This window comes from Streptomyces sp. NBC_00525 (assembly GCF_036346595.1).
Taxonomy (GTDB): domain Bacteria; phylum Actinomycetota; class Actinomycetes; order Streptomycetales; family Streptomycetaceae; genus Streptomyces.
The window spans coordinates 615,234-639,247 of sequence record NZ_CP107834.1; the positions used below are offsets into that span (position 1 = coordinate 615,234).

General features: G+C 73.8%; 22 protein-coding genes. 17 read left to right on the forward strand and 5 right to left on the reverse strand.

The genetic code is table 11. From position 1 onward, the window contains the following. Window positions 1-3 precede the first annotated feature (3 nt). Window positions 4-477, forward strand: a complete 474-nt coding sequence (locus OG710_RS02545) for a C40 family peptidase (RefSeq protein ID WP_330237890.1) — start codon at window positions 4-6, stop codon at window positions 475-477. Here OG710_RS02545 and OG710_RS02550 read toward each other — a convergent pair. Beyond that, on the reverse strand, window positions 459-938 hold the full coding sequence (locus OG710_RS02550) for an ATP-binding protein (RefSeq protein ID WP_330237891.1): 480 nt from the start codon (window positions 936-938) through the stop codon (window positions 459-461). The two genes, OG710_RS02545 and OG710_RS02550, sit on opposite strands and share 19 nt — an antisense overlap. Window positions 939-1,143: 205 nt before the next feature. On the opposite strand from OG710_RS02550, the gene OG710_RS02555 reads away from it, so the two are divergent. Beyond that, window positions 1,144-2,004, forward strand: coding sequence for a helix-turn-helix domain-containing protein (locus OG710_RS02555; protein WP_111334421.1), 861 nt, complete (start codon window positions 1,144-1,146; stop codon window positions 2,002-2,004). Between the two features lie 25 nt (window positions 2,005-2,029). After that, window positions 2,030-2,227: a DUF397 domain-containing protein gene (locus tag OG710_RS02560; RefSeq protein ID WP_330237892.1), complete on the forward strand. Its 198-nt coding sequence runs from the start codon at window positions 2,030-2,032 to the stop codon at window positions 2,225-2,227. Window positions 2,228-2,266: 39 nt separating this feature from the next. Here OG710_RS02560 and OG710_RS02565 read toward each other — a convergent pair whose 3' ends face one another. Next, window positions 2,267-3,409 (reverse strand): 8-amino-7-oxononanoate synthase, encoded by a 1,143-nt coding sequence (locus OG710_RS02565; protein ID WP_330237893.1) that lies wholly within the window; start codon window positions 3,407-3,409, stop codon window positions 2,267-2,269. Window positions 3,410-3,552: 143 nt separating this feature from the next. On the opposite strand from OG710_RS02565, the gene bioB reads away from it, so the two are divergent. The 10 genes from bioB (at window position 3,553) to mug (ending at window position 14,359) form a co-directional block, all read left to right on the forward strand. After that, window positions 3,553-4,797, forward strand: a complete 1,245-nt coding sequence (gene bioB, locus OG710_RS02570; protein ID WP_330237894.1) for a biotin synthase BioB — start codon at window positions 3,553-3,555, stop codon at window positions 4,795-4,797. After that, window positions 4,790-6,094, forward strand: coding sequence for an adenosylmethionine--8-amino-7-oxononanoate transaminase (locus OG710_RS02575; protein ID WP_330237895.1), 1,305 nt, complete (start codon window positions 4,790-4,792; stop codon window positions 6,092-6,094). The genes bioB and OG710_RS02575 overlap by 8 nt, the downstream gene beginning before the upstream one ends. Window positions 6,095-6,097: 3 nt before the next feature. Beyond that, the gene (gene bioD, locus OG710_RS02580; protein WP_330237896.1) at window positions 6,098-6,781 is read left to right on the forward strand and encodes a dethiobiotin synthase; all 684 of its coding nucleotides are present in this window, start codon (window positions 6,098-6,100) and stop codon (window positions 6,779-6,781) included. Window positions 6,782-6,974: 193 nt separating this feature from the next. Beyond that, entirely contained in the window at window positions 6,975-8,258 is a 1,284-nt protein-coding gene (locus OG710_RS02585; RefSeq protein ID WP_330237897.1) for a cytochrome P450, read from the forward strand. Between the two features lie 117 nt (window positions 8,259-8,375). Beyond that, complete coding sequence (locus OG710_RS02590; protein WP_330237898.1) at window positions 8,376-8,816, forward strand: GNAT family N-acetyltransferase; 441 nt, start codon at window positions 8,376-8,378, stop codon at window positions 8,814-8,816. Between the two features lie 165 nt (window positions 8,817-8,981). After that, window positions 8,982-10,319, forward strand: a complete 1,338-nt coding sequence (locus OG710_RS02595) for a hemolysin family protein (protein ID WP_330237899.1) — start codon at window positions 8,982-8,984, stop codon at window positions 10,317-10,319. Further along, window positions 10,316-11,335 (forward strand): hemolysin family protein, encoded by a 1,020-nt coding sequence (locus OG710_RS02600; RefSeq protein ID WP_330237900.1) that lies wholly within the window; start codon window positions 10,316-10,318, stop codon window positions 11,333-11,335. The genes OG710_RS02595 and OG710_RS02600 overlap by 4 nt, the downstream gene beginning before the upstream one ends. A gap of 81 nt (window positions 11,336-11,416) precedes the next feature. Next, the gene (locus tag OG710_RS02605) at window positions 11,417-12,286 is read left to right on the forward strand and encodes an SGNH/GDSL hydrolase family protein (RefSeq protein ID WP_330237901.1); all 870 of its coding nucleotides are present in this window, start codon (window positions 11,417-11,419) and stop codon (window positions 12,284-12,286) included. Between the two features lie 59 nt (window positions 12,287-12,345). Next, window positions 12,346-13,788, forward strand: a complete 1,443-nt coding sequence (gene purB / locus OG710_RS02610) for an adenylosuccinate lyase (protein WP_330237902.1) — start codon at window positions 12,346-12,348, stop codon at window positions 13,786-13,788. A gap of 25 nt (window positions 13,789-13,813) precedes the next feature. Next, complete coding sequence (gene mug, locus OG710_RS02615) at window positions 13,814-14,359, forward strand: G/U mismatch-specific DNA glycosylase (RefSeq protein WP_111334397.1); 546 nt, start codon at window positions 13,814-13,816, stop codon at window positions 14,357-14,359. Between the two features lie 17 nt (window positions 14,360-14,376). Here the strand turns inward: mug and OG710_RS02620 are convergent, their stop codons facing one another. Further along, window positions 14,377-14,823, reverse strand: coding sequence for a hypothetical protein (locus OG710_RS02620; protein ID WP_330237903.1), 447 nt, complete (start codon window positions 14,821-14,823; stop codon window positions 14,377-14,379). Window positions 14,824-15,115: 292 nt separating this feature from the next. Here OG710_RS02620 and OG710_RS02625 point away from each other — a divergent pair, with 292 nt between their 5' ends. After that, on the forward strand, window positions 15,116-16,273 hold the full coding sequence (locus OG710_RS02625) for an ROK family protein (RefSeq protein ID WP_330237904.1): 1,158 nt from the start codon (window positions 15,116-15,118) through the stop codon (window positions 16,271-16,273). 61 nt (window positions 16,274-16,334) lie between these two features. Here OG710_RS02625 and OG710_RS02630 read toward each other — a convergent pair whose 3' ends face one another. Then, on the reverse strand, window positions 16,335-17,102 hold the full coding sequence (locus tag OG710_RS02630; protein ID WP_330237905.1) for a GntR family transcriptional regulator: 768 nt from the start codon (window positions 17,100-17,102) through the stop codon (window positions 16,335-16,337). A 326-nt stretch (window positions 17,103-17,428) separates the two neighbouring features. Next, the gene (locus tag OG710_RS02635) at window positions 17,429-18,400 is read right to left on the reverse strand and encodes a DMT family transporter (protein WP_330237906.1); all 972 of its coding nucleotides are present in this window, start codon (window positions 18,398-18,400) and stop codon (window positions 17,429-17,431) included. Between the two features lie 47 nt (window positions 18,401-18,447). Between OG710_RS02635 and pdxR the strand changes: the two genes are divergently transcribed. Genes pdxR through OG710_RS02650 form a run of 3 tightly spaced genes read left to right on the forward strand, consistent with a single transcriptional unit; the run spans window position 18,448 to window position 23,971 of the window. Next, window positions 18,448-19,878 carry a MocR-like pyridoxine biosynthesis transcription factor PdxR gene (gene pdxR / locus OG710_RS02640; protein ID WP_330237907.1) on the forward strand — a complete coding sequence of 477 codons (1,431 nt, stop codon included), beginning with the start codon at window positions 18,448-18,450 and terminating at the stop codon, window positions 19,876-19,878. Between the two features lie 47 nt (window positions 19,879-19,925). Further along, the gene (locus OG710_RS02645) at window positions 19,926-21,299 is read left to right on the forward strand and encodes an SWIM zinc finger family protein (RefSeq protein WP_330237908.1); all 1,374 of its coding nucleotides are present in this window, start codon (window positions 19,926-19,928) and stop codon (window positions 21,297-21,299) included. Beyond that, window positions 21,296-23,971 carry a DUF7824 domain-containing protein gene (locus OG710_RS02650; protein ID WP_330237909.1) on the forward strand — a complete coding sequence of 892 codons (2,676 nt, stop codon included), beginning with the start codon at window positions 21,296-21,298 and terminating at the stop codon, window positions 23,969-23,971. The genes OG710_RS02645 and OG710_RS02650 overlap by 4 nt, the downstream gene beginning before the upstream one ends. Window positions 23,972-24,014: the final 43 nt, after the last annotated feature.

A 24,014-nucleotide genomic window follows, 5' to 3' on the forward strand; every position in this document is an offset into this window, starting at 1 on the left:
CGCATGAGTGCGCAGGTTCATGTCCCGTCCCTGCTCGCCCGGGCCACCACGGCCTCGGTCATGACTCTCGCCGCGGTCGGCGGCACGCTGCTGGTCCCCGGTGCCGCCTCCGAGGCGCAGGCGGCCGGCCACGCCGCGAAGGCGCTGAAGGTCGCCGCGTCGAAGAAGGGAGCGCCCTACCGGTGGGGCGCGACCGGGCCCCACAGCTTCGACTGTTCCGGGCTGACGCTCTATTCGTTCAAGAAGGCCGGCAAGAAGCTCCCCCGCACGGCCCAGCAGCAGTACAACCGGACCAGGCACATCACGGCGTCCGAGCGGCAGCGGGGCGACCTGGTCTTCTTCCATTCCGGGCGCAGCGTCTACCACGTGGGCATCTACGCCGGGAGCGGGAAGATCTGGCACTCGCCGAAGACCGGGGCCGTGGTCCGGCTGGAGAAGATCTGGACCCGGAGCGTGTACTACGGGCGGGTCGCCTGACGCGGGCCCGCGGGCCGGGTGCGTACGGCGTCGGGGCCGGCCGGGGCGTGCCACGGCAGCGTCACCCAGACGGTCTTGCCGCCGTCGTCGGTGGGGGTGACCGTCACCCGGCCGCCGTACTCCTTGGCCAGCGCGCGGACGATGACCATGCCGCGTCCGTTGTCCTGCTGGACGGCGGCGGGCAGCCGCTGGGGCCTGCGGGGATGACTGTCCGTCACCCCGAGGCTCAGCAGTTCCTCGCGCTCCAGCAGCAGGTCGACGGTGAAGGTCGGCGACTGTCCGAAGGTGTGCAGCACGGCGTTGGTGGCCAGCTCCGAGAGGATGAGGCGGAGCGCGTCGGCGGCCTCCGCGTCCTCGGGCAGGCCCCAGTCCGTGAGCACGCGGGCCACGTACCGGCGGGCCGCGGAGACCGAAACCGGCTCGCTCGGCAGAGTGACACGTGCTTCCTGATGGTCTGCCATGGCGAGCCGTCCCTTTCCCACCCGGTACCGGCCCGGCGAGCGGACCGGTTGTGCTTCGCGCCAGATTGCCACCGATGCTGCCCTCCGTGGTGGCGATCCACCAAGATATGCATATATCTGTAACTCAAACCGGTGAACTCTCCCCGCCCGTCCCCGCGCGGGCGCGACACTGTCCCCTCGTCAGACAGCGGGAGGGAGCGTTCAGATGCAGCACGGTCCAGCGGTTCGGCGCCGCAAGCTCGGGGAGGAGCTGCGGAGTCTGCGCCACGCGTCGGGGCTCACGAGCCGGGAGGCCGCGCACCTGCTCGGCTGGCACCAGTCGAAGGTGAGCAGGATCGAGACAGGTGTCAGCGGGGTGCGGCCGGATGACGTGATCCGGCTGCTGGACGCGTACGGGATGGACGATCCCCAGCTGCGCGAGGTGCTGGGCGCGCTGGCCGGTTCGGCGGGCGGGGGCGGCGCCGGCTGGTGGCACGCGTACCGGGGTCTCATCCCGCCGCAGTACCGCGACTTCATCAGTCTGGAGTCGCAGGCGCGCACCGCCCGCACGCTGGAGACCACGGTGGTTCCGGGCCTGCTCCAGACCGCCGACTACGCCCGCGCGGTGACCCGGGCCTCCCTCGACGGGCTGCCGTCCGGCCAGCTGGACTCGCTGGTCGAGGTGCGGCTGACCCGGCAGGGGGTGCTGAGCAGCGACCCGCCGCTGCGGCTGAGCGCGGTGCTCGACGAGGCGGTGCTGCGCCGGGAGGTGGGTGGCCGAAGAGTGATGCGCCAGCAGCTGCGCCATCTCGCTCGGGTGGCCCAACTGCCCCATGTGGAACTTCAGTTACTTCCGTTCGCGGTCGGCGGCTATGTCAGCCTCACCAGCCCTTTCGTTATCTTCTCCTTTCCGACCGCTTCTGACCTTGACGTGGTCGTTCTTGACCACTTGACGAGTAGCCTCTATCTGGAACGGAAAGAAGACCTTGCGGCGTACAGCGCGGCCTTCCGCACCCTTCAGGCCCACGCGCTGTCGCCGGAGCACACGCTGGACCTGATCGCCGCGATCGACCGCGACGATCGGTGACCCCCCACCGCCCGGAGGAACCGTCATGTCCGATCGCCCCGCACAGCAAGCGTTACGGTGGCGGCGCAGCAGCCGCAGCACGGGTATGAACAACTGCGTGGAGACCGCCCCGTTCGAGGACGGGCGGCTGCTCGCCGTACGCGACTCCAAGGATGTGTCGCTCACCCCGCTGGAGTTCTCCCCCACGGCCTGGACGTCCTTCGTCACCGGTCTGCGGCGCTGAGACGCCCGCCGCCCCGGACCCGCGGCCCGGTCCGCCGGTTCAGCTCGCCGGGGCGGTCCGCCGCACCGTCGCCACCGCCTGCCCGATCTGCTCGTCCGTCAGGTCGGCGCGGGCGGTGAGCCGCAGCCGCGAGATGCCGTCCGGGACCGAAGGCGGCCGGAAGCAGCCGACCGCCAGCCCCGCCGTCCGGCAGTCGGCGGCCCAGCGGACCGCCGCGTCCGGCGACGGCGCCCGCACCGAGACAACCGCCGCGTCGGGGCGCACCGCGGTCAGCCCGGCCGCCGTCAGCCCCTCGTACAGCGCGGTGGCGACCGTACGGGCCCGCAGCGCGCGTTCCGGTTCGCGGCGCAGCAGCCGCAGCGCGCCCAGCGCCGCGCCCACCGCCGCCGGGGCGAGCCCGGTGTCGAAGATGAACGTCCGCGCGGTGTTGACGAGGTGGTCGATGACGCGGGCCGGGCCGAGGACCGCGCCGCCCTGGCTGCCCAGCGACTTGGACAGGGTGAGCGTGGCGGCGACGCCCCCGCCGCCCGCGATCCCCGCCGCGTCGAGCGCTCCGCGTCCGCCCTCGCCGAGCACCCCGAGACCGTGCGCGTCGTCCACCAGGAGCGCCGCGTTCTCCGCCCGGCAGACGGCGGCCAGCGCGGCGAGCGGTGCGGCGTCGCCGTCCACGGAGAAGACCGAGTCGGTGACGGCCAGCCGCCGGCCCTCGTGCCCGCACAGCGACTTGCGGACGGCCTCCGGGTCGGCGTGCGGGACGACGACGGTCGCCGCCCGCGAGAGCCGGCAGCCGTCCACGATGGAGGCGTGGTTGCCGGCGTCCGAGGCGATGAGACCGTCGCGCCCGGTGAGCGCGGTGAGGGCCGCGAGGTTGGCGGCGTAGCCGGAGGAGAGCACGAGGGCCGCCTCGAATCCGCAGAACGCGGCGAGTTCGCGTTCGAGTTCCGCGTGAAGGGCGGTCGAGCCCGTCACGAGGCGGGAGCCGGTCGATCCGCCGCCCCAGCGCAGGGCCGCGTCCGCCGCCGCCGCGATCACCTCGGGGTGCCGGGTCAGGCCGAGGTAGTCGTTGCTCGCGAGGTCCAGCGGCCCGGCGCCGGCGCTCCGGGGCCGCAGCCTGCGGACCAGCCCCGCGTCCGCGCGACGGCGCGCCTCGTCGTCGATCCAGTCGAACGGGGTGGCGGGCATGGAGTGACCCCTCTTGTAGGCAGCCCACAGACCCTAACCGGGGTCACACCGGGGCACGGTGTGGTGATGCACACACCCCGCGTGAGCTCCGTTGTCCGGTTCCTCCTTGGCTCCGGGCGGTGCGGTGCGTCAGGATCGACGCCATGGACCTCCTGAACACGCTGGTGGACAAGGGGCTGCGGCGCGAGCTGCCGACCCGTGAAGAAGCGCTCGCCGTACTGGCGACCCCGGACGACGAACTGCTCGATGTGGTGGCGGCGGCCGGCAGGGTGCGCCGTCAGTGGTTCGGGCGGCGGGTGAAGCTGAACTATCTGGTCAATCTGAAATCGGGGCTCTGTCCCGAGGACTGCTCGTACTGCTCGCAGCGGCTCGGCTCCAAGGCCGAGATCCTCAAGTACACCTGGCTCAAGCCCGAGGACGCCTCGAAGGCGGCGGCGGCCGGGGTGGCGGGCGGCGCCAAGCGCGTCTGCCTGGTGGCCAGCGGCCGGGGCCCCACCGACCGGGACGTGGACCGGGTCTCGAAGACCATCGAGGCCATCAAGGACCAGAACGAGGGCGTCGAGGTGTGCGCCTGCCTGGGGCTGCTCTCGCAGGGGCAGGCCGAGCGGCTGCGTTCGGCGGGCGCCGACGCGTACAACCACAACCTCAACACGTCCGAGGGGACGTACGGGGAGATCACGACCACCCACACCTACGCGGACCGGGTGGACACGGTGCACCAGGCGCAGGCCGCCGGGCTCTCCGCGTGCTCGGGGCTGATCGCGGGCATGGGCGAGAGCGACGAGGACCTGGTCGACGTGGTCTTCTCGCTGCGCGAGCTGGACCCGGACTCGGTGCCGGTCAACTTCCTGATCCCGTTCGAGGGGACGCCGCTCGCCAAGGAGTGGAACCTGACGCCGCAGCGCTGTCTGCGCATCCTGGCGATGGTCCGGTTCGTCTGCCCCGACGTGGAGGTGCGGCTCGCGGGCGGGCGCGAGGTCCATCTGCGCTCGATGCAGCCGCTCGCCCTGCACCTGGTGAACTCGATCTTCCTCGGCGACTATCTGACCAGCGAGGGCCAGGCCGGTCAGGCCGACCTGGACATGATCGCGGACGCCGGTTTCGAGGTGGAGGGGACGGGTACGACGACGCTCCCCGGGCACCGCGCGAACGCGGCGGCCGGCTGCGGCTCGCACACGGGCGGCTGCGGCTCGGAGCCGGAGAGCTGCGGCACGCACACCGGGAGCGGCTGCGGCCCGTGCGGCGGAACGGCGGAGAGCCCGGAGGCCGAGGTCGCGTCCGCCGCTGCCGCCGCCGAGCCGGCGGAGGCTCCGGTTCCGGGCGCCCGTACGGATCTGGTGGCGGTGCGCCGCCGCGGCGCGGGGACGGATCTCGCCCCCAATGCCTGAGCCGCTCTCCCCCGCCGTGCTCCGGGACCTGGACCGGGCGCACGTCTGGCATCCGTACGGGCCCATGCCGGGCCGGCAGGAGCCGCTGGTCGTGGAGTCCGCGTCCGGGGTCCGGCTGCGGCTCGCCGAACCCGCCCACGGCCACGACGAGTTGGTGGACGGCATGTCCTCCTGGTGGTCGGCCGTGCACGGCTACAACCACCCGGTGCTCAACGAGGCGGCGCGCGGCCAGCTGGACCGGATGAGCCATGTGATGTTCGGCGGGCTCACGCACGAGCCCGCCGTCCGACTCGCGGCCCGGCTGGTGGAGATCACCCCGGAGCCGCTGCGCCACGTCTTCCTCGCCGATTCCGGTTCGGTGTCGGTCGAGGTCGCCGTGAAGATGTGCCTCCAGTACTGGCGCTCGGCCGGGCAGCCCGCCAAGCAGCGGCTGCTGACCTGGCGGGGCGGCTACCACGGCGACACCTGGCAGCCCATGTCGGTGTGCGACCCGGAGGGCGGGATGCACGAGCTGTGGTCGGGCGCCCTGCCCCGCCAGGTCTTCGCCGACGAGCCGCCCGCCGGCTACGACGCCGAGCCCGACCCCGCGTACGCGGCGCATCTGCGCGAACTGATCGAGCGGCACGCCGGCGAACTGGCCGCCGTGATCGTGGAGCCGGTCGTGCAGGGGGCGGGCGGCATGCGCTTCCACTCCCCCGGCTATCTGCGGGTGCTGCGCGAGGCGTGCGACGCGTACGGGGTCCTGCTCGTGTTCGACGAGATCGCCACCGGTTTCGGCCGTACGGGGCAGCTGTTCGCGGCCGACCACGCCGGGGTCTCCCCGGATGTGATGTGCGTGGGCAAGGCGCTGACCGGCGGCTACCTCACGATGGCGGCGACGCTGTGCACGAGCGAGGTCGCCGACGGCATCTCGCGCGGCGAGGTGCCCGTGCTCGCCCACGGACCGACGTTCATGGGCAACCCGCTCGCCTCGGCGGTGGCCTGCGCCTCCATCGACCTGCTGCTCGGCCAGGACTGGCGGCAGGAGGTGAAACGCGTCGAGGCGGGCCTGCGCGAGGGCCTGGCGGCGGCGCGCGAGCTGCCCGGCGTCCGCGATGTGCGGGTGCTCGGCGCCATCGGCGTGGTCCAGCTGGACCACGAGGTGGACATGGCGGCGGCGACCTCGGCGGCGGTACGGGAAGGGGTGTGGCTGCGGCCGTTCCGCGACCTCGTCTACACCATGCCGCCGTACGTGACGGGGGACGACGATGTGGCACGGATCTGCCGCGCGGTGTGCGCGGCGGCACGGGAGGGCTGAGGCATGCGCGTTCTGGTGGTGACCGGGACCGGCACGGAGATCGGCAAGACGATCGTGACGGCGGCCGTGGCGGCCGCCGCCGCGCCCCGCCGCGTCGCCGTCCTCAAACCGGCCCAGACCGGCCTGGAGCCGGGCGAACCGGGAGACGCGGCCGAGGTGGCGCGGCTCGCGGGCGGCCATGTGACCGCGGTCGAACTGGCCCGGTTCCCGGAGCCGTTGGCGCCCGCGACGGCGGCCAGGCGCGCCGGCATGCGGCCGGTGCGCCCGTACGAGATCGCGGAGGCGGTGGAGAAGCTGGCCACCGAGCACGACCTGGTCCTCGTGGAGGGCGCGGGCGGGCTGCTCGTACGGTTCGACGACGAGGGCGCGACCCTGGCGGACGCGGCCCGGCTGCTGGAGGCGCCGGTCCTGGTGGTCGCCCCGGCCGGGCTGGGCACGCTCAACTCCACGGCCCTGACGGCGGAGGCGCTGCGGGCGCGCGGGCTGAGCTGTCCGGGCGTGGTCATCGGCAGCATGCCTGCCGCGCCGGATCTGGCGGCGCGCTGCAATGTGACGGACCTGCCGGTGGCGGCGGGCGCGCCGCTGCTCGGCGTGGTGCCGGAGGGCGCGGGGTCGCTCGCGCCCGTTGAGTTTCGCGCGCGGGCGGCGGACTGGCTGGCCCGGCCGCTGGGCGGCCGCCGGCCGTAGGGCCTTCGCCGGGACCGGCCGGGTGGGGGCGGTCGCCGCACGTCGCCGCCGAAATATTCGGTACCCCGGCCTCCCGCTGGTCGAACACGTGGTCATAATTCCTGCTCAGGTAGCCGAAGTCACCGTAGGCGGCCACGTTCTGGTGCCACTGTGCGCCAACCGACCAGATCCCGCGACGACTCATGGAGTGACATTGAGTGCGACGACGTTCCGTTCCCGTATCACCGCCCGGCTCGGACGCGGCTACCTGGCGCGCATCCAGAAGCACGGACTCGGCTCCTCCACCATGCGGCTGCTGCCCGACCAGCTGCTGATGCCGTTGCGCAGGGACGGGCTGGACCCGGTGCGGCGGCTCGCGGAGGCCCGGGCGAGCGCGCCGGTGCGCAGGGTGGCCCTGCCGTTCGGGATGGACGCCTGGGTGGTCACGGGGTACGAGGAGTCGAAGGCGGTGCTCGGCCGCGCCGAGGGGTTCAGCACCGACTTCGCCCATCTGGCGGGCAACGCGGGCATAGTCGCCGAGCACAGCCCCGGTGGTCTCGGCTTCAGCGACCCGCCGGTGCACACCCGGCTGCGCCGCATCCTGACCCCGGAGTTCACCATGCGCCGGCTGCGCCGGCTGACGCCCAGGATCGACGCCATCGTCGCGGAGCGGCTCGACGCGATGGCCGCGGCGCCGGGGCCGGTGGACCTCGTGCACTCCTTCGCGCTGCCCGTGCCGTCGCTGACGATCTGCGAGCTGCTCGGGGTGCCCTACGAGGACCGCGACGACTTCCAGAAGCTGGCCATGGACCGCTTCGACCTGTTCGCCGGGACGACCGCGCCGTTCGGCGCGATGTCCGCGTCGCTCGACTACTTCCGGGGCGTCGTCCGGGCGCAGCGGCGCGACCCCGGCGACGGGCTGCTGGGGATGATCGTGCGGGAGCACGGCGACAGCGTGGACGACGAGGAACTGGCGGGCCTGGCCGACGGGGTGCTCACCGGCGGGTTCGAGACGACGGCCAGCACGATCGCGCTCGGCGCGCTGGTGCTGCTGCGCAATCCGGAGGTGGCGGCGCGGCTGCGGACGGACGACGGGCTCGCGGGCCCCTTCGTGGAGGAGGTGCTGCGCTATCTCTCGGCCGTGCAGATGGCCTTTCCCCGGTTCGCCCGCGAGGACATCGAGATCGCCGGCGTGACGATCCCGCGCGGCGACATGGTGCTGTGCTCGCTGAGCGGCGCCAACCGCGATCCGGCGTACGTCACGGACGACGGGCGGTTCGACGTGGACCGGGTCACCCCGGCCGGGCACCTGGCCTTCGGGTACGGCATCCACCGCTGCATCGGCGCGGAGCTGGCCCGGATGGAGCTGCGCGCCGCCTTCCCGGCGCTGGTCGGGCGCTTTCCGGCCATGCGGCTCGCGGTCCCGCCGCAGGACCTGGCGTTCCGCAAGCTGTCGATCGTGTACGGCATCGACGGCCTGCCCGTACACCTGCGCTGAACCGCCCGTACGCACCGGCCGGCGCCCGACCGTACGCCTCGGCCCGCACCGGCCCGTACGCCCGGCCGGTCGGGAATCCGCTCGCTCGACGGTGCGCTTCTCTGATTGGCTCCGGCCATGAACGATCTCGCCGTACGGCCCGCCGCCCTGCCCGACATCGATGCCGTCCTGCGGTTCTGGCGCACGTCCGCCGAGGGGACGAGCGTCAGCGACGACCACGACGGGGTGGCCCGGCTGATCGCCCGCGACGCCGGGGCGCTGCTGCTCGCGGAACGGGACGGTGCGCTGGTCGGGACCGTGATCGCCGGGTTCGACGGCTGGAGGTGTTCCCTGTACCGGCTGGCCGTGCATCCGGACCACCGCCGCCGGGGCATCGCGACCGCGCTGCTGGACGCGGCGGAGCGGCACTTCGCCGAGGTGGGCGGGCGGCGGGTGGACGCCATGGTCCTGGAGCGGAACGAGCGCGCGCACCACACCTGGGGGGCGGCCGGATACCGGCGGCAGGACCAGTGGCGTCGGTGGGTGAAGCCGCTCCGGGAGGGAACAGGGGCGGAGTGACCGCGTCCGCACCGCACTTTGCCGATCCTTTACTATAGGGATTCAGCCCCACCCCTCCGACGAAAGGTGTGAGCGTCCGCCCATGGGCGAGCCTCCCAGTTGCCGAAGCCGCCGAGATCGCGCGGTCCGCCAGTCCCTGCCCGATCATGGGACGGAGGTGAACCGATGACCGAAGTGCTTCTGCTGCTCGTTGCGGTACTGCTCTCCCTCGCCTGCGGCGCCTTCGTCGCGGCGGAGTTCTCACTGACCACGGTCGAGCGCGGCCAGCTGGAAACGGCCGTCGAGCAGGGCGAGCGCGGCGCGGCCAGCGCCATGAAGGCCGTACGCGGGCTCACCTTCCAGCTCTCCGGGGCGCAGCTCGGCATCACCGTCACCAACCTGGTCGTCGGCATGCTCTCCGAGCCGTCCATCGCCAAGCTCATCCGCGGCCCGGTGGAGGCCGTCGGGCTGTCGCCGGGCGTCGCGTCGTCCGTGGCGCTCGTCATCGGTACGGCCCTGTCCACGGTGTTCCTGATGGTCGTCGGCGAGCTGGTCCCGAAGAACTGGGCCATCTCCTCGCCGCTGGCCGTGGCGAAGGCCGTCGCCACCCCGCAGCGGATCTTCACGGCCGTCTTCCGGCCCTTCATCAGCCACCTCAACAACACCGCCAACCACATCGTGCGCCGCTTCGGTCTGGAGCCCGCCGAGGAGCTGGCCTCGGCCCGCAGCCCGCAGGAGCTGGTCGCGCTCGCCCGGCACTCCGCCCGCGAGGGCGCGCTGGAGGCGGACACCGCGGAGCTGTTCGTCCGTACCCTCAATCTGCCGGAGCTGACCGCGGAGAACGTGATGACCCCGCGCGTCCAGGTCACCGCGCTGGAAGTCGGCGCGACCGCCGAGGACGTCGCCAACGCCACCCGGGCCACCGGCCTCTCCCGCTTCCCCGTCTACCGCAACAACCTCGACACCGTCGTCGGCGTCGCCCACATCAAGGACGTCCTGGCGATCCCCGCCGACGAGCGCCCCCGCAAGCGGGTCTCCGAGATGCTGCGCGAGCCGGTGCTCGTGCCCGAGACGCTGACCGTGGACCGGCTGCTGGACCAGCTGTCCGGCAAGCTCGCCATGGCCGTGGTCATCGACGAGTACGGCGGCACGGCGGGCGTCGTGACCCTGGAGGACATCGTCGAGGAGGTCGTCGGCGAGGTGCGCGACGAGCACGACCCGCACGAGACGCCGGACCTCGCTCCGGCCGGTGAGGACGCCGACGGGCGTGTCCTGTGGTCGGCGGACGGCGCCGCCCGTATGGATCAGCTGGAGCGGATCGGGCTGCGCGTGCCGGACGGCCCCTACGAGACCCTGGCCGGTCTGGTCGCCACGGAGGTCGGCCGCATCCCGGCCGTGGGCGACTCCATCGAGCTGGCCGGCTGGCGGATCGACGTGGTGGACGCCTCCGGGCGCCGCGCCGCCCGCGCCCTGCTGCACGCCCCGGTGACCGGTTCCCACCAGCCGTCGGAGGACGAGCGATGACCGCCGTACAGCTCTTCATCGGTCTGCTGACGCTGGTCGTGAACGCGTTCTTCGTCGGCGCCGAATTCGCCCTGATCTCGGTGCGCCGCAGCCAGATCGAACCGCAGGCCGAACAGGGCAACCGGCGGGCGCGCAGCGTCATCTGGGGCCTGGAACACGTCTCGGCGCTGCTCGCGGCGGCGCAGCTGGGCATCACGCTGTGCACCCTGGTCCTCGGCATCGTCGCCGAGCCGGCCATCGCGCATCTGCTGGAGCCCGTCTTCGACGCGGTGGGCGTGCCGCACGGGCTGGTCCATCCGATCTCGTTCGTGATCGCGCTGTCGGTGGCGACCTATCTGCACATGCTGCTGGGCGAGATGGTCCCGAAGAACATCGCGCTGGCCGAACCGGTGCGCTCCGCGCTGCTGCTGGGCCCCCCGCTGGTGGCGCTGGCCAGGGCGCTGCGTCCGGTGATCTTCACGATCAACGCCTTCGCCAACGGGCTGCTGAAGCTGTTGCGGGTGGAGACGAAGGACGAGGTGGCGGCCACGTTCTCGGACGACGAGCTGGCTCGTCTGGTGAAGGACGCCGGTGACGCCGGACTGGTCGACGACCGGGCGGCGGAGCGGCTGCACCACGCCCTGGAGCTGGGCCGGCGGCCGGTACGCGACGTGGTGCTGCCGGTGGACCGGGTGATGTACATCCGGGTCGGCGCGACGCCGGAGGAGCTGGAGCGGCTGTCGTACGAGACGGGCTTCTCGCGCTTCCCGGTGATGGACGCCGAGCAGCGCATCCTCGGCTACCTCCATGTGAAGGACGCCCTGGACGTGACCCCGCGCGACATGCCGTTCCCGGTGTCCTCGATGCGGCCGATCGCCCGCGTCCGGGCGGCGACCCCGCTTGACGACGTACTGACGGCGCTGCGCCGCAGCCGTACGCACCTGGCGGCGGTGCTCGACGAGGAGGACCGGCTGGCCGGCATGGTCACGATGGAGGACGTCCTCCGGGAGCTCGTGGGGCGCCCGCAGAGCCGCTGACCGGGGGTGGCTCCGGGCCCCGTCCCGGAGCCACCGCTCGCCCGGCGGGGGCGTCCGGCACCGCGATACGATCGCAGCGCCATGGAATTCAATGCCTCCTACACCAGTCTCGTCGCGGTCGGCGACTCGTTCACCGAGGGCATGTCGGACCTGCTGCCCGACGGCTCGTACCGTGGCTGGGCCGATGTGCTCGCCGCCCGGCTGGCCGCCCGCACGCCCGGCTTCCGCTACGCCAACCTCGCGGTGCGCGGCAAGCTCGTCGGCCAGATCGTGGACGAGCAGGTGGAGGCGGCGGCGGCCATGCGGGCCGATGTGGTGACCCTGGTCGGCGGTCTCAACGACACCCTGCGCCCCAAGTGCGACATGGGCATGGTGCGCGGTCGGCTGGAGGAGGCGGTGGAGCGGCTGGCGCCGTCGTGCGGGCGGCTGGTGCTGATGCGCAGCCCCGGCCGCAACGGCCCGGTGATGGAGCGCTTCCGGCCCCGCATGGAGGAGCTGTTCGCCCTGATCGACGAGCTGGCCGCCCGGCACGACGCGGTGGTCGTCGATCTGTACGGCGCCCCGGTGCTGGGCGACCCGCGCCTGTGGGACGTGGACCGGCTGCATCTGACCGCCGAGGGGCACCGCCGGGTGGCCGAGGCGGTCTGGCAGGCGCTGGGGCTGCCGGCCGAGAGCGACTGGCGGGCCCCGCTGCCCGCCGCCGTCCCGCCGCGCTGGGCCGCCCGGCGGGCGGCGGACGTACGGTTCGCCCGGCAGCATCTGCTCCCCTGGATCGGCAGGCGGCTCACCGGGCGCTCCTCGGGCGACGGGCGGGCCGGGGCACAGTTCAACGCCGAGCTGGGACGGGCCTTCTGGGTCACCCCGCAGGAGGACGGCCGGGAGGCCCCGGTCGGCGCGTGGCGGCGGGTGGAGACCGACGGGCGGGACGCGGGCGACCGGCCGCGTTCGTAGCAACCCACAAACCGGACCGGTGCGCTGAGCTGCACGAACCGCCAGTAGAATCAGGACACGTGACTGCTGTGTCTGCGAAGCCTCGCATCCCCAATGTCCTGGCCGGCCGCTACGCCTCCACGGAGCTGGCCGTCCTCTGGTCCCCCGAGCAGAAGGTGAAGCTGGAACGCCGGCTGTGGCTGGCGGTGCTGCGCGCCCAGAAGGACCTCGGGATCGAGGTGCCCGACGCCGCTCTCGCCGACTACGAGCGCGTCCTCGACCAGGTCGACCTGGCCTCGATCGCCGAGCGCGAGAAGGTCACCCGGCACGACGTGAAGGCCCGGATCGAGGAGTTCAACGCCCTCGCCGGCCATGAGCACGTCCACAAGGGCATGACCTCGCGCGACCTCACCGAGAACGTCGAGCAGCTGCAGATCCGGCTCTCGCTCGAGCTGATGCGCGACCGGACCGTGGCCGTCCTGGCCCGTCTGGGCAAGCTGGCCGCCGAGTACCGCGAGCTGGTCGTCGCCGGCCGCTCCCACAACGTCGCCGCCCAGGCCACCACCCTCGGCAAGCGCTTCGCGACCGCGGCCGACGAGCTGCTGGTGGCGTACGGCCGCCTGGAGGACCTGCTGGGCCGCTACCCGCTGCGCGGCATCAAGGGCCCCGTCGGCACGGCGCAGGACATGCTCGACCTGCTCGGCGGGGACGCCGGGAAGCTGGCCGAGCTGGAGGAGCGCATCGCCGCCCACCTCGGCTTCGCGCACGCCTTCACGTCGGTCGGCCAGGTCTACCCCCGCTCGCTCGACTACGACGTGGTGACGGCGCTGGTCCAGCTGGCTGCGGCGCCCTCCTCGGTGGCGAAGACGATCCGGCTGATGGCCGGGCACGAGCTGGTGACCGAGGGCTTCAAGCCGGGCCAGGTCGGCTCCTCGGCGATGCCGCACAAGATGAACACCCGCTCCTGCGAGCGCGTCAACGGCCTGATGGTCATCCTGCGCGGCTACGCGTCGATGACCGGCGAGCTGGCCGGCGACCAGTGGAACGAGGGCGACGTCTCCTGCTCCGTGGTCCGCCGGGTGGCCCTGCCGGACGCGTTCTTCGCGTTCGACGGGCTGGTCGAGACGTTCCTGACGGTGCTGGACGAGTTCGGCGCGTTCCCGGCCGTGGTGGCCCGCGAGCTGGACCGCTACCTCCCGTTCCTCGCCACGACCAAGGTCCTGATGGGCGCGGTCCGCGCGGGCGTCGGCCGCGAGGTCGCCCACGAGGCCATCAAGGAGAACGCCGTGGCCTCCGCCCTGGCCATGCGCGAGCAGGGCACGGAGCGCAACGAGCTGCTGGACAAGCTCGCCGCCGACGAGCGCATCCCGCTGGACCGCGCCCAGTTGGACGAGCTGATGGCCGACAAGCTGTCCTTCACCGGCGCCGCGGGCGACCAGGTCACCGCGCTGGTGGCCCGGATCGAGAAGATCACCGGGCAGCACCCCGAGGCGGCCGGCTACACGCCGGGCTCCATCCTCTGACGGCACCGGCCACCGCTGCCGACGGATGACCCCCGAAGAGCTCCGGGCCGCCCGCGACCGCGTCGTACCCGACGTGGTCGCGGGCGGCCTGCGCGTGCTGTTCTGCGGCATCAACCCGAGCCTGACGACGGCCGCCACGGGGCACCACTTCGCGTTCCCCGGCAACCGCTTCTGGCCCGTACTCCATCTGTCGGGCTTCACACCGCGCCGGCTGCTCCCCGCCGAGCAGGCCGAACTGCTCGACCACGGCCTCGGCATCACCAACGTCGTCGCCAGGGCCACCGCTCGGGCCGACGAGCTGTCCGCCGAGGAGTTCCGGGAGGGCGGACGGATTCTCACCGCCAAGGTGGAGCGGCTGCGCCCGCGCTGGCTGGCCGTCGTGGGCGTCACCGCGTACCGCACGGCGTTCGGCGACCGCCGGGCCCGCATCGGCCCCCAGGAGCGGACGATCGGCGGGGCCCGGGTCTGGGCGCTGCCCAACCCCAGCGGCCTCAACGCCCACTGGACCGCGCACACCATGGCCGAGGAGTACGGCCGGCTGCGCGCCGCCGTGGAGGACGGCCACGCCTAGGGCGTTGTTGCCGCGCTTCAGGGCGGGTCCGTCTCCGTCACCACGACGCTCAGCTCGCAGCCGGAGCCGCCCTCCTCCAGACAGAGCGCCAGGGCTATCCACCGCTCCCCGACCTGCCACAGGCGCAGGAACTCGCAGCCCGCGACGACGTCCGCCCAGGGCTCGGGTATCTCCTCACCGGACACCATCCGCTCCCGGGCGCCGAACAGGCTCACCAGCATCGGTTCGCCCCAGCGGCTTCCGAGCAGCGTCACCAGCGCCTCGTGGTCCGCGACGCACTGGGCGCGGTGCTTCAGCCGGTCCGCCTCGTCGTCGTCCCGGCCCTCGTCCCAGGCGTCCTCCGGGTGGAGGTGGGCCACGTGGTAGCCCGGACCGCTGACCCCTGAACCCGCCCGGACCCGCTCCACGGGGAACGCACGGGCGCGCATCCCGTCGATGAGCCGGAGGTGATGTGCGGTGGTCATGCCGTCAGTAAACCGTCCCGCACTGACAATCGACGCCCCGCTCCGCACTTTGAGACGATTTCAGCCATCTCGTTCCCGGCCTGCGACCGCCAGTTGACCCGTCGCCCGTCGCCGTCCGGCGCCAACTGGCGGACCCGCTCGGGCAGATGCCGCCGGCCGGTGGTTCCGGGGCCGCGAGCGCCGGTAACGACCGGTCGAGACCTTTGGATACAGGTTCGCATCCTGCGGTCGCCCTCCCCCTGAGCAGCGAGTACCATCCGCCTGACATGCGCACTAGCTGGGAGGACACACCGTGGGCCGGCTGACCGGTGGGGACCCGTCGCTGCTGCGACGGATCAATTCCGCGGTGGTACTGCATGCCCTCCGGGGCGCGTCCTCCTCGACTCTCACGGACCTGGCACGGCTCACGGGCCTGTCCCGGCCGACGGTCGAGGGTGTCATGGAAGGGCTTTTCGAGGCGGGTCTGGTCGTCGAGTCCGCCCCGGACGGGGCCGAAACCCGCCGCCAGGGCCGTCCGGCCCGCCGTTTCCGGTTCCGGGCCGAGGCCGGGTACCTGCTGGGCATCGAGATCGGCCCGCACCGCGTGTCCGCGCTGCTGTCGGGCCTGGACGGCCGCATCATCGGCGCCGGCTCCCGCGAGGTGTCGGAGACCGCGGACGCCGACGACCGCCTGGAGCGGGTCCGGGCCGTGGTCGCCGACGTGCTGCGCCGTACGGGCGTGGTGCGCAGCAGCCTGCGGGCCGTGGGCGTGGGCAGTCCGGGGATCGTGGAGGCCGACGGGACCGTACGGCTGGGCACCGCGCTGCCGGGCTGGACGGGCCTGCCGCTCGGCGAGCGCCTGGGGCGCTCCTTCCGCTGCCCGGTCCTCGTGGAGAACGACGCCAACGCCGCTGCGGTCGCCGAGCACTGGAAGGGCGCGGCGATCGAGTCCGACGACATCGTGTTCGTGCTGGCCGGGCTGAGTCCGGGGGCGGGCTCGCTGATCGGCGGCCGGCTGCACCGGGGGTTCGGCGGCGCGGCCGGGGAGATCGGCGCGCTGCACCTGCTGGGCCGCGATGTGACGCCGGAGCATCTGCTCTCCACGACGGACACCCCGCTGGACCCGCTGGACGAGCACGCGGTCGCCGCCGTCTTCGCGAAGGCCCGGCACGGCGACGAGCTGGCGCAGGCGGCGGTGGAGCGGTTCATCCAGCGCCTGGTGCACGATGTGGCGGCACTGGTCCTCGCGCTCGACCCGGAGCTGGTGGTGGTCGGGGGCTGGGCGGCCGGTCTGGACGGCGTACTGGACCCCCTGCGCGGCGAACTGGCCCGGTACTGCCTGCGGCCCCCCAGGGTGGCCCTGTCGCTCCTCGGAGAGGCCGCCGTGGCGACCGGCGCGCTGCGGCTCGCACTGGACCACGTGGAGGAGGAGCTGTTCGCCATCGAGGGAACGGTGACGGCCCGCCGCTGAACGCGACGGGCCGTGGGGTGCGGTTCGGGGCCGTACGGGCGGTGCCCGCCGCGGCCCCGGTTCAGGAGGCCTGGCGCTCCTCGGCGGGGTGGCTGATCTCCAGGTCGCCCGAGTCCCCGAAGGTGAGCCGGCAGGTGTCGGCCCGGTACGTGGCGACGGAGACGGCCGCGGTGCCGCCGGCGGCGAGGTAGCGCGTGGTCACCACGAGGACGGGGGCGCCGGGGAGGCGGTCCAGCTCCCTGGCGTCGTCGGCGCGGGCGGAGCCCAGCTCGACGGACCGGTCCTGGCCCTCGAGGGCGAGCCGGTGCAGTTCGCGGACGACATTGCGGGCGCGGGCGGCGCCGGAGGGCGCGTCTATGCCGGACAGCTCGGGCACCGACGAGGCCGGTACGTAGAGCAGTTCGGCGGCGACCACCTGGCCGTGGCCGGTGCGGATGCGGCGCACGACGTGCAGCGGCTCCTCGCCGCCCACGTTGAGCGTCGCGGCGACGGCGGCGGGTGCGGGAGCGCTCTCACAGTCGACCGGCTGCCATGCCTCGCCGGTGCCGCCCTCGCTCCAGTCGTGGCGGGCGGTGGAGACGGCCACGCCGACGCGCGGCGGGGCGACGGTGGTCCCGACGCCCCGGCGGCGCTGGAGCCGGCCTTCGAGTTCGAGCTGCTCCAGGGCCTGGCGGAGCGTCGCCCGCGCGACACCGAACCGGGCGGCGAGCTCACGCTCGTTGGGAAGGATCTCCCCCACCGAGAAGTCCGAGTCGAGTGCCTCACCGAGCACGGTCTTCAGGTGCCAGTACTTCGGCTCCTGCACCGTTTCCAGCTGCGTGGTCCCCACCCTGTCCTCCGCAATCGCCCGGCGGCTATTCCGCGACGTTATTTATTAAAGGTTCCTGTCTTAACGTTGAGACCTTAAGACGGCGCTTCCCCTTGGTCAAGACCAATCCTGCGCTCCGAAAGCTGTGAATCGGTGCTCCGCCGCACAGCGTTCACAGGACGTTCGTGGTCAGGGCGGCCGCGCGCAGCACAAAACCCCACGTCGGAGGGGTGACGTGGGGCTGTGGAACGTTTCCGCCCGGACTCGCCCGAATCAGCCATACCGGCCGAAAGAAGCCTGGGTGCCGACCGGATGAGCCGACTTTCGCGAACGTCCTGAACCGATCGCTACGGAGCGGTGGTTGCGGCGGGCGCACGGTCCGGCCGCCGCCCGTCGGCGACGTCCCCCGCCCCGGCCGCCGGGGGCACCGCGTCGCGCCGTCCGAGCACGCCCGACCCGATCGCCACGCCGAGGCCGACGAGGCAGGAGCCGGCGGCCTGTCCGAGCCCGTACGAGCCGGTGCCGACCAGCGGGGCGGTGAGCGCGGCGGAGACCGGGATGAGCCCGGAGAACAGGGTGGCCCGCTCGGCGCCGATGCGCTGGACGCCCATGTACCAGCAGACGAAGCCGATGACGGTCACGACGGCCGCCTGCCACAGCAGCGCGAGCGTCTCCGCGCCGGTGGGCACCCGCAGGAAACCGGAGCCGTCCAGCACCAGCCCGAGCACCGCCGACTCGGCCGCCGCGATCACGCACACCGTGGCGGACAGCAGCTTGGGGCCCAGCGGGCGCAGCACCGGTACGGCGAGGACGGCGAAGCCCACCTCGCCCGCCAGGGCGCCGACCGAGCACAGGATTCCGGCCAGGTCGGTGCGGCCCCAACCCTGGACCGTGAAGGCGCCCGCGGCGACCAGGGCGGCGGCGTACAGCACGGGACGGGCGGGCCGGCGTCCGTCGAGCAGGGGGACGAGGACCGCGACGACGATCGGCGCGCAGCCCACGAAGACGCCCGGAACGGCGGGCTCCGCGGAGCGTTCGGCGGTCAGGACCGCGAGGTTGAAGCCGACCATGCCGATGGCGGCGAGCAGCGCCAGCCGCCCCCACTGGCGCCCGGTGAGCAGGCGCAGGGTGGCGAGGGGGCGCGGTTCGCCGGCCCGGCCGACCAGGGGCAGCAGGAGCAGCGCCGCCAGGCCGTAGCGCAGTGCCTGGCCGCCCGCGTAGGGGTAGTCGCCGAGGACGCTGTTGGCGGTGAAGGAGGCGCCGACGAGGACGCAGGCGAAGGCGGCCGGGAGGGCGCCGCGCAGGGAGGTCGCGTTCATGACTCCGACGTTAGGGAGCGCGGTGGTTCGGTTTAAGGTCCACTTCCATGACAGCTTCGGGGACCAATCCGCCGTCCGTGTCCGCCGCTTGGGAGTTGCTGCTGCCGGTGGCGTCGGCTCCGGCGCGCGGCCGGGGCCGGGCGCTGCGGTCGGCGCTGCGCGAGGCGGTGCGCTCGGGCCGGCTGGCGCCGGGGACGCGGCTGCCGTCCAGCCGTGAGCTGGCCGCCGACCTGGGCGTCTCGCGCGGTCTGGTGACGGAGGCGTACGAGCAGCTGACGGCCGAGAGCTATCTGCGCAGCGGGCGGGGTGCGGGAACGTGGGTGAGCGGGTCGGCGCGGGCGGCGGCGGGCGGTGCGCGGGACCTGGCGCCGCGCGCCCGCACCGTGCGCGTCGACTTCCGGCCGGGTACGCCCGACCTCTCGCTGTTCCCGCGCAGCGCCTGGGCCGCAGCCCACCGTTCGGCGCTGGCCCGGCTGCCGCACGGCGCCCTCGGCTACCCGGACCCGCGCGGGCTGCCGGAGCTGCGGGAGGCGCTGGCCGCGCTGCTGACGCGGCGGCGCGGGGTGGTGGCCGACCCCGAACGGCTGCTGGTGTGTTCGGGGGTGGCGCAGGCGACGACGCTGCTCGGGTTCGTGCTGCACGGGCGCGGGGTGCGCACGGTGGGCGTCGAGGACCCCGGCAGTCCGGAGCACACGGCGCTCTTCGCCTCGGCGGGCGTGGCGACGGCCCCGGTCCCGCTCGACGACGAGGGGCTGGCGACGGGGCCGCTGGCGCGCTCCGGGGTGCGGGCCGTGGTGACGACCCCGGCGCATCAGTTCCCGACCGGGGTGGCCTACTCCGCGGCGCGGCGCAGCCGGCTCCTGGAGTGGGCGCGGGAGACGGACGGGCTGGTGGTCGAGGACGACTACGACGGCGACTTCCGCTACGACCGCGCACCGGTGGGCGCCCTGCAGGGCCTCGATCCGGAGCACGTCGCCTACACCGGTTCGGTGAGCAAGTCCCTGGCGCCCGGTCTGCGGCTCGGCTGGCTGATCGCGCCGGCGTCGATGACCGCCGAACTGGTGGACCGCAAGCGGACGATGGACCTGGGCAATCCGGCCCTCGACCAGGCGGTGCTCGCCGACTTCGTGACCGGCGGGGGCTACGACCGCCAGCTGAGGCGCTGTCAGCGCGCGTACCGCGAGCGCCGGGACGTGCTGACGCGGGCGCTGGCCGCGCACTTCCCGGGCTCGGAGGTGAGCGGGGTCGCGGCGGGCCTGCACGCCATCGCGCGGCTGCCGGAACGCTGGGGTCCCGAGGAGGAGTTCGCGGAGCGCGCGGCCGGGGCCGGGATCGCGGTGCGGCTGCTGCGCACGTACGGAACGGACGGGTCCGGGGACGGCTGCGTGCGGCTGGTCCTCGGTTACGCGCACCTGGCGCCGGCGGACATCGTCCGTGGTGTGCGGGCGCTCGCCGAATGCGGCCCGAACCACCTGTGACCTGCGGCGGGGGCCGATTGTCAGTGGCGGGACCTACGGTTTTTCCCATGACCCGAACCGTGCAGGCCCTGGCCTATTCACGTCCCTCCGCCCTGGCGTCCTCCCAGGCCGGACAGTTGCTCGGCCTGGAGACGGCCGGCGGCTCCACCCCGCGTGGCCTGGAGCCCCATCCCCGGTTCTTCGAGGGCTTCCTGGCCTCGCCGCAGATAGCGGCGCGGGGGCTGCTCGCCGTGGCGGACGTCGCCGCCGCCCGCTACTACCAGCGGACGCTGCTGTCCTCGCTGGACCCGGTGGTGACGGGCAACGGGGACCGGTTGCGCTTCGAGTCGTTCTCCGGGTGCTGCGGGGTGTACGCGCGGCTGGACGTGCTGAGCGAGGGTCTGGAGGGCGCCCGGACGGACCACGGCACCACCAATGTGGATGTGAACAATCCGCTGCGGGAGGCGCTGTCCCGGATGGGTGGCGACGAGCCGCTGCATCTGCGGGTGGGTCCGCAGGAGATGGCGGTCACCACGACGGCCGGATCGGTGGTGGAGAAGAAGGTGCCGCTGCCGGACCGCTGGCTGCGGGGATTCGCCGAGGCGCAGGTGGTCTCCGCCACCTTCGATCTGCGGGCCGAGCTCTCGGCGGCCGAGGCCGTCCGGTTCCTGAGATCGCTGCCCCGGTCCTCGGGGAACGCCTCGCGGGGTGCGCAGTGGGTGGTGCCGGCCGGGCGGACGCTGCGGCCGACGACCCGTCCGGTGTCCGGCGCGGTGTGTCTGCCGGGTCCGCAGCGGCTGGCCACCTTGCAGCGGGTCCTGCGGTACGCGTCGGCGTTGCGGGTGTACGGGCCGGTTGCGGACGGCGCGGCGTCGGCGAGCGCGTGGGAGGTGGTGCTGCCGGGCATGCGGCTCACGCTGACGTTGTCGCCGGACGCCTCGCGGGGGTTCTCCGGTGAGGGAGGGGTGCTGGAGGCGCTCGCCACGGACGACGCGGCGGCCGACGCCGAGCTGATCTCGGTGCTGCTGGCGTGGGAGCCGCGTATCGAGCCGGATGTGCTGGCCGAGCAGTCGGGCCTCCCGGCCGAGCGGGTGCGGGCCGCGCTGGTCCGGCTGGGTACGGCGGGCCGGGTGGGGTACGACCTGGCGGACGCCGCGTACTTCCACCGTGAGCTGCCGTACGACGCGGACCGGGCCGAGCGGCACAATCCGCGGCTGGTGGCGGCGCGCCGGCTGGCCCATGAGGGCGCGGTGGAGCTGGACGGCGAGGTGGCGGCGGTGCGCTCGGGCGACCGGCGCTACCAGGTCCGCGAACGGGCGGGGGCGCTGAGCTGCACCTGCCAGTGGTGGGCGGACTACCGGGGCCGCCGGGGGCCGTGCAAGCACGCCCTGGCCGTCCGGATGGTCCGGCGTGGCGCGACGGTCGCCGGGGGTGTCCGATGAGCACGCTGCTCGACGCGGTGCGCGAGGGCCGCCTGGACGACGTCCCGGCGCTGGTGGCCCGGCTCGACCGGCGCGAACGCAAGGCGGCGCTGGACGAGTTGAAGGAGCTGCGCAAGGAGGCGCGGGGGTGGGCGTGGGACGCGCGCACCCGTGTCCGCAAGGCGGTCATGGTGGCCGGTGCGGGCTGCCACACCGGGGCGGCGGGCTGCGCGACGTGGCTCGGGGCCCGGGACATGCGCGACTGGACGCACTCGCCGTATCCGTGGGTGCTCCAGGTCCTCGCCGACCGGGACCCGGCGTGGCTGGCCGATCTCGCCGGACGGCTGGCCGCGCGCGCCGTGGAGACCGAGGCCGAGTACCGGCTCGTCGTGGAGCTGGCCCGCAGGGCGGATTGCCCGCTGCCGGTCACGGACGGCATGGTCCAGGTGTGGGCCGAGCAGGCCGGCGTCTCCCGCTGGCAGTGGCGGCGCGGTGTGCCGCTGGTGGAGGTCCTGCGGAAGGAGGACGACCTGCGGGGCCTGGTCGCGCATCTGCTGACGATGCCGGAACTGCCGTCGTCGGTGGCGTGGGTGGACAGCGCCTCCCCCGGCGACTACTGGCCGGCCGCGCTGAGCACGCTGGCGGCGGAGGGCCTGCTCGACCGGGGCGCCCTGCTCGACGCGTGCGTCGCGCGGCTGCTGCGCGGCGGCGGGAAGCCCACGGATCTGCGCTTCTGCCTGCTGGTGGTACGCGGTCTCGAACCCACCCCCGAGGAGGAGGCGGCGCGGGTCGCCGACTGGATGGCGCTGGCGGCGGACGGTCCCTCGACGGTGGCCGGTCACGCCCAGGAGGTGCTGGGCCGGCTGCACGCGCAGGGCGCGCTGTCCGTGCGGCAGCTGGCCGAGGTGTCCGGAGCGGTCCTCTTCCGCACCGAGAAGAAGCTGGTGCGCGCCCAGTTGATCCAGCTGGGCAAGGTGCTGCGCCGCGATCCCTCGGCGGCGGACGAGCTGCTGCCGGTGATCGCCGACGCCTTCGGGCATCCGGACACCGACGCGCAGGAGCGCGCGCTCAAGCTGGTGGCCCGCGCGCTGCCCGCCGCGTCGCCGGAGGTCCGGGAGGAGGTGGCGGGGATGGCCTCGCAGCTGGCGCCCGTGCACCGGCAGGCGGCGCTCGCCGTCTTCGGGGACCTGCTGGAGGACGAACCGGCGGTGCCGTACGAGGAGATCCTGCCGCCGCCGCCCGTCCCGCGCCCCCTCGGCCCGCCGCACGGCTCGGTCGCCGAGCTGGCCGAGGAGGTGACGGCCGTCCTGATCAGCCCGGACCAGGAGGACATCACCGCGTTCGAACGGGCCCTGGACGGCCTCGTCCGGTACGCCCACCAGGGGACGCGGGAGCTGGTCGAGACCCTGGAGCCCGCGCTCGCCGGACTGTGGTGGGCCACCACCCCCAAGGGGGAGGTCGAGTGGCAGATGTCCCGCGACGGCGGCAGCCTGCACACCGTCGCGGCGTCCCTGCTCGACCGGTTCCCCATGAAGGTCGTGCACGATGCGCGCGCCCACGGGAGCGGGACTGCCAAGTGCTGCCACCAGGCGCTCAACGGCATCATGTCGGCCCGGATGTGGGAGGCGGCCGCCGAGCTGCGGTCGGGCCGGCTGCCGTATCTGCTGGCCACCCCGACCTGGCACACCGGGTCCATCGACGCGGCGGAACTGGTCGAGCGGCTGCGCGGCTACCGGGCACTGGGGGTCCGGGCCGCCCCGGTGGACTTCGCCCAGGCACTCCTGCGGGTGCGGCGCGCGGACGCGGAGGAGGCCGCGCGCGAGGCGGACGCGCTGGGCACCGAGGAGGGCGACCGGCTGGCGGCCTGGCTCCGGGCGGACGAGCCGGTGGCGTCCGTGGTGCCCCGCCATGTGGACACGGACGTCCAGGTCGGCCGCGACTGGCTGCGGCAGACGGTGGTCAGGGCGCGCCGCGCGCTGCTCGCCACCAGGGACAACCCGCTCGTCCGGCAGAAGCTCCCGCCGGCGTTCCACTGGCTCGGGAGCGGGCACTCCCCGCGCAACAAGGACTGCTACTGCTGGGTCGCGGAGTCCCCGCACTGGATCGCCACCCTCCCGGAGGACGGCGAGACCCTGGCGGCCTGGCTGCTGCCCTCCGTCGCGGCCTGCGTCCAGGAGGACCGGGGCCACACCTGGCTGCTGCCCGCGCTCGCCGAGACCGGCGGTCCGGCGGCCGGCGCGACCCATCTCGCCGTGGCATACGGGCTCGGCGCCCGGCAGGCGGAGGACCGGCTCTCGACGGTGGACGCCCTGCTGGTGCTGGCGGCGCGGGGGCGGCTGGACGCCGGGCTGCTCGGCCGTGAGCTGGCCATGCTGATCGAGCAGGAGTCGGTGAAGCCGAACCGGCTGGCGGACGCGGTCCGGACGGCGGCGGAGACCGGGGCGTACGGGACGGTGCTGTCCGTGCTGGTGCCGGTGCTGCCCGCGCTGCTGGGCCGGGAGCGGGCGCCCCGGGGGCTGAGCGATCTGCTCGCGGTGGCGGCCGAGTGCGCGGAGCGCTCCGGCCCGCCGGCCACCGGCGCCATACCGGGAGTGGCCGCGACGGCCGCGCGCGGTGGCACGACGCAGCTGGTGCGGCAGGCGATACGTCTGGAGGCCGCGTGCCGGGCGGCGGAAGGCCTGCCGCTCGGTTAACCCACCGGTCACAGAGCGTTGGTGATGAGGCAACACGTCACGG

Excerpts from the sequence above, each read along its gene's own strand:
- OG710_RS02545 (WP_330237890.1), top strand. The coding sequence starts at position 4 with ATGAGTGCGCAGGTTCATGTCCCGTCCCTGCTCGCCCGGGCCACCACG.
- OG710_RS02550 (WP_330237891.1), bottom strand. The coding sequence starts at position 938 with ATGGCAGACCATCAGGAAGCACGTGTCACTCTGCCGAGCGAGCCGGTT.
- OG710_RS02555 (WP_111334421.1), top strand. The coding sequence starts at position 1,144 with ATGCAGCACGGTCCAGCGGTTCGGCGCCGCAAGCTCGGGGAGGAGCTG.
- OG710_RS02560 (WP_330237892.1), top strand. The coding sequence starts at position 2,030 with ATGTCCGATCGCCCCGCACAGCAAGCGTTACGGTGGCGGCGCAGCAGC.
- OG710_RS02565 (WP_330237893.1), bottom strand. The coding sequence starts at position 3,409 with ATGCCCGCCACCCCGTTCGACTGGATCGACGACGAGGCGCGCCGTCGC.
- bioB (WP_330237894.1), top strand. The coding sequence starts at position 3,553 with ATGGACCTCCTGAACACGCTGGTGGACAAGGGGCTGCGGCGCGAGCTG.
- OG710_RS02575 (WP_330237895.1), top strand. The coding sequence starts at position 4,790 with ATGCCTGAGCCGCTCTCCCCCGCCGTGCTCCGGGACCTGGACCGGGCG.
- bioD (WP_330237896.1), top strand. The coding sequence starts at position 6,098 with ATGCGCGTTCTGGTGGTGACCGGGACCGGCACGGAGATCGGCAAGACG.
- OG710_RS02590 (WP_330237898.1), top strand. The coding sequence starts at position 8,376 with ATGAACGATCTCGCCGTACGGCCCGCCGCCCTGCCCGACATCGATGCC.
- OG710_RS02595 (WP_330237899.1), top strand. The coding sequence starts at position 8,982 with ATGACCGAAGTGCTTCTGCTGCTCGTTGCGGTACTGCTCTCCCTCGCC.
- OG710_RS02600 (WP_330237900.1), top strand. The coding sequence starts at position 10,316 with ATGACCGCCGTACAGCTCTTCATCGGTCTGCTGACGCTGGTCGTGAAC.
- OG710_RS02605 (WP_330237901.1), top strand. The coding sequence starts at position 11,417 with ATGGAATTCAATGCCTCCTACACCAGTCTCGTCGCGGTCGGCGACTCG.
- mug (WP_111334397.1), top strand. The coding sequence starts at position 13,814 with ATGACCCCCGAAGAGCTCCGGGCCGCCCGCGACCGCGTCGTACCCGAC.
- OG710_RS02620 (WP_330237903.1), bottom strand. The coding sequence starts at position 14,823 with ATGACCACCGCACATCACCTCCGGCTCATCGACGGGATGCGCGCCCGT.
- OG710_RS02635 (WP_330237906.1), bottom strand. The coding sequence starts at position 18,400 with ATGAACGCGACCTCCCTGCGCGGCGCCCTCCCGGCCGCCTTCGCCTGC.
- pdxR (WP_330237907.1), top strand. The coding sequence starts at position 18,448 with ATGACAGCTTCGGGGACCAATCCGCCGTCCGTGTCCGCCGCTTGGGAG.
- OG710_RS02645 (WP_330237908.1), top strand. The coding sequence starts at position 19,926 with ATGACCCGAACCGTGCAGGCCCTGGCCTATTCACGTCCCTCCGCCCTG.
- OG710_RS02650 (WP_330237909.1), top strand. The coding sequence starts at position 21,296 with ATGAGCACGCTGCTCGACGCGGTGCGCGAGGGCCGCCTGGACGACGTC.